Here is a 12,125-nt window from a genome sequence, read left to right on the forward strand (position 1 = left end):
ACCAAAAACAAGAACCATTGACATTATTTCTCCTGGTTCATACATTGATGATGGTCGAGCTGATTGGTTCAACCATGATGATCCGGTCCGCGCAGTCTGTTAAAGTCCAGAGACTCAAAAACTGCGACAGGAAACCGAACGAACGATGACAACTGAGGCTGGTCAGACAATAGAAACCCTCGCGCAACAGGTCCGGCACATCTCTGCAACCGAAGGAAAGCTTCCAGCGGAGCGGATTTTGGCGGATCAGCTCGGCGTCAACCGTTATGTCCTGCGCAAGGCACTCAGGCTGCTGCGAGCCACGGCCGAACTTCCCAGCGGTCGCCGGCGTGTCAGCAAGACGCAGCGGCTGCCTGCAAAATCTGGCATTGCCCATATGACGAGCCCGGCCGAATGCTGGGAAGTCCGCCTTTCGCTGGAGCCGGAGATTGCGAGGCTCGCCGCCGTTCGCGGCACCAAAGCCGAAATCGAGGCGATAGAGGCTGCTCACGCGCGCTCGGACGCCCTGATCTTCGATCTGGAAATCGACATTGAATTCCACCGCGCGATAGCGATTGCCAGCCATAACGCGCTGGCCCTCAACCTGATCGAACAGATCATGGAAATCACCCGCGATCCCGGCTTCCGGGCGATGTTCCCCGCGTTCACTGCAGAAACAGGATGGCGACATCATCAAATGATCGCCGAAGCGATCCGCAACCGCCACGCCTCCGAAGCTGAAAATGCGATGCGTACCCATTTGACCGCTATCCTCCAATGGCTGAACGGAGGCGGCGAGCAAGCCCGCGTTCCGCCGAAATAATGCTACGGAGCACCCATGACTGCCCTTGACCTCACGACCGACATTTCCGCCATCGACCCTGCCAGCTTTCGGGCGGCCATGCGATTGCCGGCGACATCAGTCACAGTTCTGGCCACGGGCAAGGATACCGAGCGGAACGGGTTGACAGTCTCAGCCGTCTGCTCGCTTTCGGACAGCCCTCCGATGATTCTCGCCTGCGTAAATCTCAATTCTCACGCTTTGCCGGCAATCCGGGCAAACGGCGCCTTCAGTGCGAATTTCCTGACTGAAGCACAAAGCCACATAGCTGAGCGTTTTGCAGGACGCGACAAGGTCTATGGCGCCGCCCGGTTTTCTTTTGGCGACTGGGGAAGCCTGACCACCGGTGTTCCAGTGCTTCGCGACGCCCTCACGGCCTTCGATTGCACACTCGAACAGGAATACGAAAGTCCGACCCATGCCATACTGATCGGCAAGGTGAGAGGCATTATCCGCAATGGGGCTATGCGCAGCCTGATCTACTCGGACGGTGCATTCGGTTACGCCAACAGGTTCCCCGGCAATTCGGCCTCGTGAAAGGTGCTGCGATGCTCGTTGAGGATGCACGCCGATAACCATCCACGGCCTTTCGTTCCGCTATTGTCACCGGACACGGAAACTGACATCATGGATTGGCAGGCTTCAATGGGCCTCTGATATTCCATGAGCAGGGTAGCTCTCGACCGGAAACGGGCGGGAGCTTTTTTATTTTTTGGTGGGCGATGATGCATTCAGAAAGCTGGCGGGTCGGCGTGCTGTTCTCCGAAACGGGCGTAACCGGAGCCGTGGAAAAAACACAAAGGGCCGCGACCTTGCTGGCGATCGACGAAATCAATGCGTCCGGCGGTGTGCTCGGCCGGGTGATCGAGCCCATCGCCTATGATCCGCAATCGACGCCCAATCTCTACAAGGAGCTTGCGGTCAAACTTTGCGACGAAGACCGGGTCCGGGTCGTTTTCGGTTGCCATATGTCGAGCACCCGCAAAGCCGTTCTGCCGGTCATCGAGGCCCGTGATGCACTGCTGTTCTACCCGACGCTCTACGAGGGATTCGAATACTCCCGGCACTGCATCTATACGGGTGCAGCCCCCAATCAAAACTCCGTTCAACTCGTCGACTTCCTGACCAAGCACTATGGAAAACGGGTTTTCCTTGTGGGTTCGAACTACGTTTATCCTTATGAATCCAACCGGACGATCAGCGACCTGTTTCTTCAGGTCGGCGGACAGGTCCTGGACGAGATGTATGTTCCCCTGAACCTCAAAACCGAGGACGTCGCCAAGATCATCCGGCATATTCGCGCGGCACAGCCGGATGTCATCTATTCGACGATCGTCGGTGACGGTATCATTCCCTTCTACACGGCGTTCAAGGAGGCCGGATTCGATGCGGCGACGATGCCGATCGCGAGCCAATCGACAAGCGAGGCCGACGTGATCCGCATGCGACCGGAGGTGGCCGAGGGGCATATCACCGCAGCCCCCTTCTTCGCGTCTCTGGATACACCGCGTGCCCGCGCCTTCGTCTCGGCTTACCAACACAGATACGGCCTGCAGATGCTGCCGACCGCTCCGGCCGAAGCGGCTTATTTCCAGGTTTATCTCTATGCGGCGGCTTTGCAGCGCGCCGGTGGCGACGGGCTTGAGCAGCTTCTGCCGGCACTCTACGACGTCGAGTACGATGCACCGCAGGGAGCGGTGAAGATCGACCGGCTGACAAACCACACACATCTGTGGCCAAGAGTTGCAAGGGTGAATGCACAGGGCAGCTACGACATCGTCTACGATCCGTCGCTCCGGGTGGCGCCAGACCCGTTCATGCGCGAATATCGCCCGGACCTGACGCAGGCTTTCCCGCATCGTGTCCAGGTTTGAGAAGGAGCGACGATGTCTTTCGCCCTTCTCAGAGATTTGCGGGATCTCAAGGTTCTGGTTATCCATCCCCGGACATCCGAGGGAGATTTTCTCGTCGATCACCTGCGCCGTATCGGTTGTACGGTCAGTTGCCTCTGGCCGGTGCCACCCGAACTGCCGCACGGCACCGATGTCGTCTTCCTTGCCATGGAAGATGAGGCGCGACCAGAAATCGAACGCCTGCTGAAGTCTTTCCCCAATCCTGCTCCGACCATGCTTGCCATCGTCGGTTACGAAAACCCCTCGACGTTGCAGATCGTTCTGGAAAGCGGCGCACTCGCCATTGTCGAAAGACCGATCAAACCCTTTGGTCTGCTGACCAATCTCGCCATCGCCCGCAACCTCTGGCTGGAGCGCCAAAAGCTCGTCAAGGAAGCACGCAAATACAAGCGCAAGGTACTGGGAGACCAGAAACTTGCCAGGGCCAAAGCCATTCTGATGGCCAATCGCGGCACCAGCGAGAATGAGGCGTATCGCGAAATGCGCGAGCAGGCGATGGCTCGGCGCGTGCCGATCGATGAAATTGCCAATTCGATTATCAACGCCGAACAGCTCTTGCGCCCATCCCAAAAACATGATTAGTTTTTCGCGTGTTTACGATTAAACACCTCCGGCACATCCCTTCGTTTGACGAAGCCATGTGCCGCTGTTGCACGCGGCACAGCCGTGATGCGGTGATGGCAAGGGTGCCCGCAGGCTGTGACAGGCTTGGCGGGTTTTTTGTTGTCTGCTGACAGTGACGTCAGTTCTCTACTCATTTCCGGCATGAAAGCCTTGCCGTTCGGCGGGCCGTGCCGCCGTGTGCGCCAATCAAAAAAAGGGGAACCAAGATGGTGTTCAACAGACGTGAATTTCTGAAAACCGCAGCCACCGCCTCCGCCGCCCTCGCCCTGCCGGCTCTCAGCAGCCGCGCCTTCGCTGCCGACCCCATCAAGGTCGGCGCGCTCTATTCACAGACGGGCGGGCTTTCGGTTGCCGAAAAGCTTCTGGCAAACGGTGTCATGATGGCCGTGGCCGAAATCAACGCGGCCGGCGGCGTTCTTGGCCGTCCGGTCGAGGTTGTCGTCGAAGATGGAGCTTCCGATCCGAAGACCTTCAGCGAGAAGGCTTCGAAACTGATCCTCAAGGACAAGATTCCGACCGTGTTCGGCTGCCACACATCGGCAAGCCGCAAGGCCGTGCTCCCGATCTTCGAGCGACGCGGCGCGATGCTGTTCTACCAGACGCATTACGAAGGCTTCGAGTGCTCGCGCAACGTCGTCTATTCCGGCGCCGTTCCGAACCAGCAGCTCTCCAACTACATTCCCTGGATCGTCCAGAAACTGGGCAAGAAGAAATTCTTCATCGTCGGTTCGAACTATGTCTATCCGCGCGAGATGGCAAAGGTTTCCAAGAAGCTGATCGAAGCCGCCGGCGCCAAGTGGGTGGCGGACGAGTATCTGGAGCTTGGCCATTCGGAATGGGCCGTCATGGTCAGCAAGATCAAGGAGTCGGGTGCCGACGTGGTCCTGTCCAACGTCGTCGGCGACTCCATCATCGCCTTCTACCGCGAATTCAAGAACCAGGGGCTCTCGCAGGAGGTTCTGCCGATCTGCGCGACGGTTACCTCCGAAATCGAAATCGCGGCGATGGGTGCCGAATATGCGGCCGGAAGCTACACCTCCTTCCCCTATTTCATGTCGATCGACACGCCGGCGAATAAGAGCTTCATCGACCGCTTCAGGACGTTCGTCAACGATCCGAAAGCCGTGACCTACCACTCTCTCGAAGCTGCCTATTTCCAGGTCTTCCTGTGGAAGCAGGCCGTCGAAAAATCCGGCGATCTTTCGGCTGACGCGATCAGGGCCGGCATTCGCGGCCAAACCTACGAAGCACCCGGCGGCAAGGTGACCACCGACCCCGATAACCTGCATTGCTGGCTGACGCCGCGCATCGGGCAATGGCAGGCGGACGGCCAGAGCAAGGTGGTGAACGCCTACCCCGCGCCGATCAAGCCCCTGCCCTATTCGGCCTATGGCGAGACGGAGAGCAACCTGTTCTGCACCAGCAACGGCCTCGATGCCGCAAAGCTCAAGGGCTGACCCCTCCCCGCGTCGTCCCGCCATCCATGGATGGCGGGATCATGTCTCGAAGGCGGGCCTCCCCTCTCCTTCCGCAAGCTGTCATCCTGTCTTCAGGATGGGCAAGGCGCAGAAGAATTCGGCCCGCCCTTCTCACGAACGGTGGCGCTATGCTCGACATTCTCTTTATCGGTCTCAGTCTGGGCTCGATCCTTCTTTTGGTGGCGCTCGGCCTTGCCATCACCTATGGCGCCATGGGCGTCATCAACATGGCCCATGGCGAGATGGTCATGATCGGCGCCTATGTCGCCGTCCTCTCCGGCATCTGGCTGAAGGCAAGCCTTCTGCTCGCGATCCCTCTGGCCTTCGTCGTGACGGCCCTGCTCGGTCTGCTGATCGAGCGGGTGGTTGTGCGGCGGCTTTATGGCCGTCTGCTGGACACGCTTCTCGCCACCTGGGGGATCGCCATCCTCCTGCAGCAGGCTGTGCGGCTTGAATTCGGCCTGTCCTTTTTCGGCATTCATGTCGAAGGTCTGGGGGCCGGCCTGCAGAACGTAGCAGTGCCGTCCTATCTGCAGGGCACGTTCAGGCTCGCCAGTGCTGACATCAACGCCTACCGCACCTTCATCATCGTCGTTACCGCCGTGCTGACACTGGCGACATGGTTCATTCTCTACCGAACGGCGGCCGGCATGCAGGTTCGCGCCATCATCCGGAACCCGAAAATGGCGGCAGCCTGCGGCATCGACGTGAAACGCGTCAACGCCATGACTTTTGCTTTCGGTTCCGGCCTTGCCGGCGTCGCCGGCGTCATGATGTCCGGCTTCAAAACTGTTTTTCCCGATATGGGCACGACGATGGTCGTCGACGGCTTCATGGTCGTCGTCACCGGCGGGGTTGGCAGCCTTTTCGGCACCATCCTGTCTTCAGGGCTTCTGGGCGAAATCAATGCGCTGGTGGCCATCGGCACGAACGACATCTTAGCGCGTGCCGTCGTGTTCGGCGTCGTCATCCTCGTCATTCTCGTCAAGCCCAGCGGGCTGTTCTCGTTCAAGGGGCGCTGACATGAGCATCGAACGGAAATTCCAGACCGCCGCCTATGTGCTTTTCATCGCGGTGATCTTCGCAGCCCCCGTTTTCGGCGACGAATTCTGGCTGAACCGCATTTCGAAATATCTGGTCTACGGGATGCTGGGCGTCGCCATCGCGCTCACATGGGGTTATGCGGGCATTCTCAATCTGGGCCAGGGGCTGTTTTTCGGCCTGGGCGCCTATATGCTGGCCATGTCGTTGAAGCTGTCGAGCCCGACCAGTCTCCAACAGGGCTCCGACAAGCCGGTTCCGGATTTCATGCTCTGGAATGCCGAGCCCGGCGCACCGACGCAGCTTTGCTGCATCAACAAGGGCTCCTTCCTCTGGCTTCCCTTTCAAAGCCAGTCGGTGGGTCTCGTGCTCGGTATCGTGCTTCCTGTGGTGATTGCCGGCGCGCTCGGCATGCTGGTTTTCCGCAAGCGCATTTCCGGCGTGTTCGTCTCGATCATCACGCTGGCGCTTGTTCTGCTCGTGCGTCTCATTATGGTTGATGCGCAACCGGTGACAAACGGCTTCAACGGCCTGACGGATCTTGGCTGGCTGACGATCGGCGGCATCGAATTCGACCCCTACAGCCGGGCGACCTATTATCTGTGCGCCGTATGCCTGTCGCTGACACTCATCGGTGCCCGTCTTATCGTGGAAACCCGTGCGGGCATGATCCTGCAAGCGATCCGCGATGACCAGGTGCGCGCGCGGTATCTCGGCTTCGACGTCTCGCTCTACCAGGTGTTCTTCTTTGTCATTTCGGCGGGGATCGCCGGCGTTGCCGGCATGCTCTACGTGGTCGTCGCGGAGTTCGCCTCTCCGACGTTCATGGATCTGTCATTCTCGGTGACGATGGTCGTCTGGGCTGCCGTCGGCGGCCGCTCCTCCCTGCTTGGCGCCTGCATCGGCGCGATCCTGATCAACATGATCGAGGCTGAGGTCAGCGAGACCGAAGCGCTGGTCGAGGCGTGGAAAGCGATCATCGGCCTCATCTTCGTGCTCGTCGTTCTGTTCATGCCGCGTGGCCTTGGGGGCCTTGCACATGATGTGCTGCGGCAATTTATCCGCCGGCTCAAACCAGGTGCGGCATCTTCATCCTTGCAGCAACAAAGCGAGGCATTGTGATATGAGTGCGATCGCATTGATCATCGACGGTCTCAGTGTCGATTTCGGCGGGTTCAGAGCCGTCAACAATGTCAGCATCACCGTCTTCGACGGCGAGTTGCGCGTGCTGCTCGGCGCAAACGGAGCCGGCAAGACAACCTTGATGGATCTGGTCAGCGGCAAGACCCACAGTACGCAGGGCAAGGTCTTCGTCTACGACACCGACATCACCAACTGGCCTGAACACAGAATCGCACGCGCCGGAATTGGCCGAAAATTCCAGGTCCCCAGCGTCTTTCGCGACCTGACGGTGCGTCAGAACCTGGAGGTCGCCAATTGCCGCAACCCTTCGGTGCTTGCCAATCTCCGGTTCGGCTTTTCGCGCGCCGAGGCACGGCGCGTGGACGACGTTCTGGCACTAATAGGCCTCGAAGCCGAGCATAACATGATGGCCGCCTATCTCAGTCACGGCCAGACACAGTGGCTGGAACTGGGCATGCTTATTGTCCAAGACCCCAAGGTGGTTCTGCTCGACGAGCCCACGGCTGGCATGACCCAGGCCGAAACCCGCAAAACCGCGGAGATCATCAACAATCTCAAAGGTCGCCATACGATCCTCGTCGTCGAACACGACATGGGGTTCGTCCGCGAAATCGCCGAGCGCATCACCGTTCTCCATCTCGGTGAAGTTCTGGCCGAGGGAAGCGTCGAAGATATCGAGCGTAATCCGAAAGTCCGTGAAGCCTATCTCGGTTCGAAAGGAATATCCTGATGCTGTCATTAAAGGACGTGCACAGCTATTACGGCCGCAGCCATATCCTGCACGGCGTCACGCTCGATATTCCGGCCGGCAAGGTCACGAGCATCCTCGGTCGCAACGGCACCGGCAAGACGACGCTGTTGAAAACCTTGATGGCACTGACCGACCGCATGACGGGCGAGATGCATCTGCAGGGAACGGATATCGGCTCCTCCCCGACGCATATGAGGGCACGGGCCGGTATCGCCTATGTCCCCCAGGGGAGGGAGATCATTCCCGATTTTACCATCCGCGAGAACATCCTGATGGGCACCTTTGCGCGCACTGATCGCAAACGCGAAATTCCAGCGCTGGTGCCGGAGCTTTTTCCATACCTGATGGCCAACCTCGATCGACCGGGCGGCGTACTTTCGGGCGGCCAGCAACAGCAGCTTGCTATCGCCCGCGCGCTGGCCGCCGACCCCAAGATACTTCTTCTCGATGAACCGAACGAAGGCATTCAGCCATCCATCGTCGAGGAGATCGAAAAGATCATCATTCAGCTCAATCGCGAGATCGGCATGACGATCATCCTCGTCGAACAAAACGTCGCTTTTGCGCGGCACGCGTCTCACCAGTTCGCGATGCTGGAAAAGGGACGCGTGGTCGCGACTGGCGCCATCGACGCGCTCTCCGACGCGCTTGTTCACCGGCATATGGCTGTCTGAAACAGCCGGACATCCTTTCACAGAGACAATGGGAACGACCATGACATCGACACAAAGCTACACCGCGGCCACCATTCAGTTCGAGCCGACCATGTTCGAGAAAGCGCGCAATATCAGCCGGCTGGCAGCCCATTGCGAGGAGGCAGCGGCGGCAGGCGCGCGCCTGATCGTCACGCCCGAAATGGGCACGACCGGCTATTGCTGGTTCGACAGGGCCGAAGTGAAACCTTTCGTCGAGGTTATCCCCGGACCGACCACCGATGTTTTCCAGGCCATTGCCAGAAAACACCGCTGCTATATCGTCGTCGGCATGCCAGAAGTCGATCCGGCGAGCGATCTCTATTACAATACCGCCGTCCTGATTGGCCCTGAGGGCGTCGTTGGCCGGCACCGCAAGTCGCATCCCTATATCGCCGAGCCGAAATGGGCCGCCAATGGCGATATCGTCCACGAGGTCTTCGAAACGGAGATCGGCCGGATCTCGATGCTGGTCTGCATGGATTTGCACTTCTTCGAGACGGCGCGACTGGAAGCTCTGGCGGGTGCCGATATCATCTGCCACATCTCCAACTGGCTGCAAGAGCGCACGCCGGCACCCTACTGGATCAACCGCGCCTTCGAAAACGCCTGCTATGTCATCGAAAGCAACCGCTGGGGATTGGAAAGAACCGTACAGTTTTCCGGGGGAAGCTGCCTGATCGAGCCCGACGGAACGGTTGCCGCATCGATCGATACGGGCGACGGGATTGCCTATGGCACGGTCGATCTTGCCCGCGCCCGCCGCCGCGAGGTCTTGTGTGAACCGGTGTTCAAGGCCCGCCGGCCCGAGCTCTACATGAACATGATGACCAACAGCTTCACCTGGAATCCAGGCGACTACTTCCGTCTCTATGGCTATCAGCCCATCCCGCGCGGGCGCGCATCGCGCGCCGCCGTCGCTCAGTTCGCCCCATCCTCTGTCATCGAAGATAATCTTGCCCGCATCGCTAAGCTGGCAGCCGACGCGAAAGCGACGACAGCACCGGACATTCTGGTTTTCCCGGAACTGTCGCTGACCGGACTGGAGGCCCCTGAAACACGGGCGGAGCTGCTCTCAGGCCAGACGGTATCCGCCTTTGTTCGTCTGGCAATGAAGCTCGGCTTCCATCTCGTCGCCGGATTTGCCGAGGCGGACGGAGACAAGGTTTACAACAGCGCGGTCCTCGCAGGACCCGAGGGACTTGTGGGCAGCTACCGCAAGACGCATCTCGGCATTGCCGATAGCTGGGCGACGGCCGGCGACGAATGGAAAGTCTACGATCTTGCCATCGGCCGCGTCGGCTTGGCGATTGGCCACGACGCGCTCTATCCGGAAGCCATCCGTTCGCTCTCCCTGATGGGGTGCGATTTGGTCGCCTGCCCCTCAGCGATCGCCGGCACTTTTACCGGCGGTCACGCCGGCACGAAGATCCCGCACAACTATCCGATTCCGAAAGGCGCCGACCCCTATCACTGGCATGCATTGCGCGTGCGCGGTGGCGAGAACAACGTCTATTTCGCCTTCGCCAATGTGCTGGATGCGGCGCGGGGATACCTGGGCAAGAGTGCGGTGTTCGGGCCGGATTCCTTTGCCTTTCCGCGTCACGAATCGGTGATCCTCGACGAGGACGGTATTGCGGCTGCAACCGTCGACACCACCAATCTCGATACGCCCTACCCGACGAATATCGTCCGCCGAAAGGATCTTGTTGTCATGCGCCAGCCGCACCACTATCAACCTCTCGTCAAATGGCATCAGTGAGAGGCCGGTACGATGTCCACATTCACATTCGCAACCGTCCCGCAGATAATTGCAGGGCCGGGCTGCGTCGCAAGGCTTTCGGAGCTGACGACCCTGCTCGGGTCGCGTGTATTGGTGATTTCAGATGATGGGATCGTCAAGGCGGGGCTGGTGCAGCCGGCCCTGGCGAGCCTTTCGGCAGGTGGCGCCGAAACATCGCTCTTTACAGGCGTTGTCGCCGATCCGCCGGAAGCCATCATTCATGCGGCTGTGGCGCAGGCGATCGAGTTTGGCGCAACCGGTATATTGGGCATCGGCGGTGGCTCGTCGCTCGATGTCGCAAAACTTGTAGCTCTGCTCTGCAGAAGCGGCGAAGCACTCGATGATATCTATGGAGTGGGCAAGGTAAGCGGGCAGCGTCTGCCGCTGGTGCTTGTGCCGACAACGGCGGGCACCGGATCAGAAGTCACACCGATTTCCATCGTCACCACGGGCGCATATCAAAAAAAGGGCGTCGTATCACCGGTGCTGCTACCGGATGTTGCCGTTCTCGACGCCGAACTGACCCTCGGACTTCCACCAACCGTGACCGCTGCAACGGGGATTGACGCCATGGTGCACGCCATCGAGGCGTTCACCTCCGCAAGTACAAATAACAATCCGGTTTCCCGTACCCTTGCCAAGGAGGCTCTTCGGCTTCTCGGGGCGAATATCGAGATCGCCGTCATGACCGGAACCGATCTGGCCGCCAGACAGGCGATGCTGCTCGGCGCGATGCTCGCCGGACAAGCCTTTGCCAACTCGCCGGTCGCTGCTGTCCATGCGCTCGCCTATCCGGTCGGTGGCCGCTATCACGTCCCTCACGGCCTTTCCAACAGTCTTGTCTTACCGCATGTCCTGCGCTTCAACGCGACCGTGTGTGGCGATGCCTATGCTGAGCTGGCGCCTTGCCTCTATCCTCATCTTGAGCCTGCAGGCCAGGCCGAGCGGATTTCCGGCTTTATCGAAGGATTGGCGATGCTGCCTGTGCGCCTGAACCTGCCCGTACGCCTGAGAGATGTTGGAGTTCCCAAGGACGGACTTCCTCTGCTAGCGGAAAGTGCGATGGAACAGACCCGTCTGCTGGTCAACAATCCGCGCACGGTGTCGCTGCCGGACGCTGTCAGGATCTACGAAGTCGCTTGGTAAAAAAGTGCAGGACGCGAGGGTCGCGCCATATGTGACAACACCGACAGAATTTTGCTCGCTTGACCAGATTCAAACCACCGACCCAGATGCGCAAAGCACAAAATCAATGATGCGGATGCCCCGCGTCAGCTAACCGATTGACACTATTGTCAACGTTACGGCTGCAATCTCAGAACATGCCCTATAACAGCCAATAAACCCCAAGGCTAAAAAGCGTGTCGCATCTCACCAGATTGAGGATTCCGCATTTGGTCGATTTGTGATTCGCTTTCCCCATGGAAGGAGACCCGCCATGGGCAAGCCGCATCCGATCGAGTTGCGTGCGCGTGTCGTTGCGTTTGTGGAGAAAGGCAACAGCAATCGGGAGGCTGCCCAGCATTTTCGGGTGTCGCCGCGGTTCGTCAATAACATGATGATCCTCATCGGTCGTCGGGCTCGCTTGCTCCCGCCCGGCAGGGCCATCCGCCCGGCAGCAAGCTTTTAGTGCATGGCCAATGGAATTAGGCGTCGACATCGAGGATGCGCTGGAACTGGCTGAGCATACGGAGATTTGAAAATGTGCGGCCCTGCGGATCAGGGCCGTGCGCCTCGCGCAGGAGGGGCCCCGGTTGAAAAAGTCAAGTAGCGGCTATGCGCCTCCGCATTGGTCATGGAGAACGTTATCGCGCGCCTGAAAGCAGAAGACACCATCTTCGCGGCCGCGCCAGTTGCTCTGTACGCCATAAGGAGACTGG

Annotated in this window: 12 protein-coding genes; all 12 read left to right on the forward strand. The window is 59.3% G+C overall.

The genetic code is table 11. The features are described from left to right. Positions 1-238: 238 nt before the first annotated feature. The 12 genes from LZK81_RS27740 to LZK81_RS27795 all read left to right on the forward strand — a co-directional run bounded on the left by LZK81_RS27740 (position 239) and on the right by LZK81_RS27795 (position 11,875). On the forward strand, positions 239-802 hold the full coding sequence (locus tag LZK81_RS27740) for a FadR/GntR family transcriptional regulator (protein ID WP_233957229.1): 564 nt from the start codon (positions 239-241) through the stop codon (positions 800-802). 15 nt (positions 803-817) lie between these two features. After that, positions 818-1,357, forward strand: a complete 540-nt coding sequence (locus tag LZK81_RS27745) for a flavin reductase family protein (RefSeq protein WP_233957231.1) — start codon at positions 818-820, stop codon at positions 1,355-1,357. 185 nt (positions 1,358-1,542) lie between these two features. Beyond that, entirely contained in the window at positions 1,543-2,694 is a 1,152-nt protein-coding gene (locus LZK81_RS27750; RefSeq protein WP_046610431.1) for a transporter substrate-binding domain-containing protein, read from the forward strand. A 12-nt stretch (positions 2,695-2,706) separates the two neighbouring features. Continuing rightward, the gene (locus tag LZK81_RS27755; RefSeq protein WP_046607593.1) at positions 2,707-3,315 is read left to right on the forward strand and encodes an ANTAR domain-containing response regulator; all 609 of its coding nucleotides are present in this window, start codon (positions 2,707-2,709) and stop codon (positions 3,313-3,315) included. A gap of 248 nt (positions 3,316-3,563) precedes the next feature. Beyond that, entirely contained in the window at positions 3,564-4,814 is a 1,251-nt protein-coding gene (locus LZK81_RS27760; protein WP_233957233.1) for a transporter substrate-binding domain-containing protein, read from the forward strand. A gap of 149 nt (positions 4,815-4,963) precedes the next feature. Further along, the gene (gene urtB / locus LZK81_RS27765) at positions 4,964-5,857 is read left to right on the forward strand and encodes an urea ABC transporter permease subunit UrtB (protein WP_046610428.1); all 894 of its coding nucleotides are present in this window, start codon (positions 4,964-4,966) and stop codon (positions 5,855-5,857) included. Between the two features lies 1 nt (position 5,858). Further along, entirely contained in the window at positions 5,859-6,998 is a 1,140-nt protein-coding gene (urtC, locus tag LZK81_RS27770) for an urea ABC transporter permease subunit UrtC (protein ID WP_233957235.1), read from the forward strand. A 1-nt stretch (position 6,999) separates the two neighbouring features. Then, the gene (gene urtD / locus LZK81_RS27775; RefSeq protein WP_233957238.1) at positions 7,000-7,749 is read left to right on the forward strand and encodes an urea ABC transporter ATP-binding protein UrtD; all 750 of its coding nucleotides are present in this window, start codon (positions 7,000-7,002) and stop codon (positions 7,747-7,749) included. Continuing rightward, the gene (urtE, locus tag LZK81_RS27780) at positions 7,749-8,444 is read left to right on the forward strand and encodes an urea ABC transporter ATP-binding subunit UrtE (RefSeq protein WP_233957240.1); all 696 of its coding nucleotides are present in this window, start codon (positions 7,749-7,751) and stop codon (positions 8,442-8,444) included. The genes urtD and urtE overlap by 1 nt, the downstream gene beginning before the upstream one ends. Before the next feature lie 28 nt (positions 8,445-8,472). After that, positions 8,473-10,224 (forward strand): nitrilase-related carbon-nitrogen hydrolase, encoded by a 1,752-nt coding sequence (locus LZK81_RS27785; RefSeq protein ID WP_233957242.1) that lies wholly within the window; start codon positions 8,473-8,475, stop codon positions 10,222-10,224. Between the two features lie 12 nt (positions 10,225-10,236). Continuing rightward, the gene (locus tag LZK81_RS27790) at positions 10,237-11,391 is read left to right on the forward strand and encodes an iron-containing alcohol dehydrogenase (protein WP_233957244.1); all 1,155 of its coding nucleotides are present in this window, start codon (positions 10,237-10,239) and stop codon (positions 11,389-11,391) included. A gap of 292 nt (positions 11,392-11,683) precedes the next feature. Beyond that, entirely contained in the window at positions 11,684-11,875 is a 192-nt protein-coding gene (locus tag LZK81_RS27795; protein ID WP_233957246.1) for a hypothetical protein, read from the forward strand. Positions 11,876-12,125: the final 250 nt, after the last annotated feature.

Source organism: Neorhizobium galegae (genome assembly GCF_021391675.1).
Lineage (GTDB): Bacteria > Pseudomonadota > Alphaproteobacteria > Rhizobiales > Rhizobiaceae > Neorhizobium > Neorhizobium galegae_B.

Coding starts and splice junctions, on each gene's coding strand:
- LZK81_RS27745 (WP_233957231.1), top strand. CDS start 818: ATGACTGCCCTTGACCTCACGACCGACATTTCCGCCATCGACCCTGCC.
- LZK81_RS27750 (WP_046610431.1), top strand. CDS start 1,543: ATGATGCATTCAGAAAGCTGGCGGGTCGGCGTGCTGTTCTCCGAAACG.
- LZK81_RS27755 (WP_046607593.1), top strand. CDS start 2,707: ATGTCTTTCGCCCTTCTCAGAGATTTGCGGGATCTCAAGGTTCTGGTT.
- LZK81_RS27760 (WP_233957233.1), top strand. CDS start 3,564: ATGGTGTTCAACAGACGTGAATTTCTGAAAACCGCAGCCACCGCCTCC.
- urtB (WP_046610428.1), top strand. CDS start 4,964: ATGCTCGACATTCTCTTTATCGGTCTCAGTCTGGGCTCGATCCTTCTT.
- urtC (WP_233957235.1), top strand. CDS start 5,859: ATGAGCATCGAACGGAAATTCCAGACCGCCGCCTATGTGCTTTTCATC.
- urtD (WP_233957238.1), top strand. CDS start 7,000: ATGAGTGCGATCGCATTGATCATCGACGGTCTCAGTGTCGATTTCGGC.
- urtE (WP_233957240.1), top strand. CDS start 7,749: ATGCTGTCATTAAAGGACGTGCACAGCTATTACGGCCGCAGCCATATC.
- LZK81_RS27785 (WP_233957242.1), top strand. CDS start 8,473: ATGGGAACGACCATGACATCGACACAAAGCTACACCGCGGCCACCATT.
- LZK81_RS27790 (WP_233957244.1), top strand. CDS start 10,237: ATGTCCACATTCACATTCGCAACCGTCCCGCAGATAATTGCAGGGCCG.
- LZK81_RS27795 (WP_233957246.1), top strand. CDS start 11,684: ATGGGCAAGCCGCATCCGATCGAGTTGCGTGCGCGTGTCGTTGCGTTT.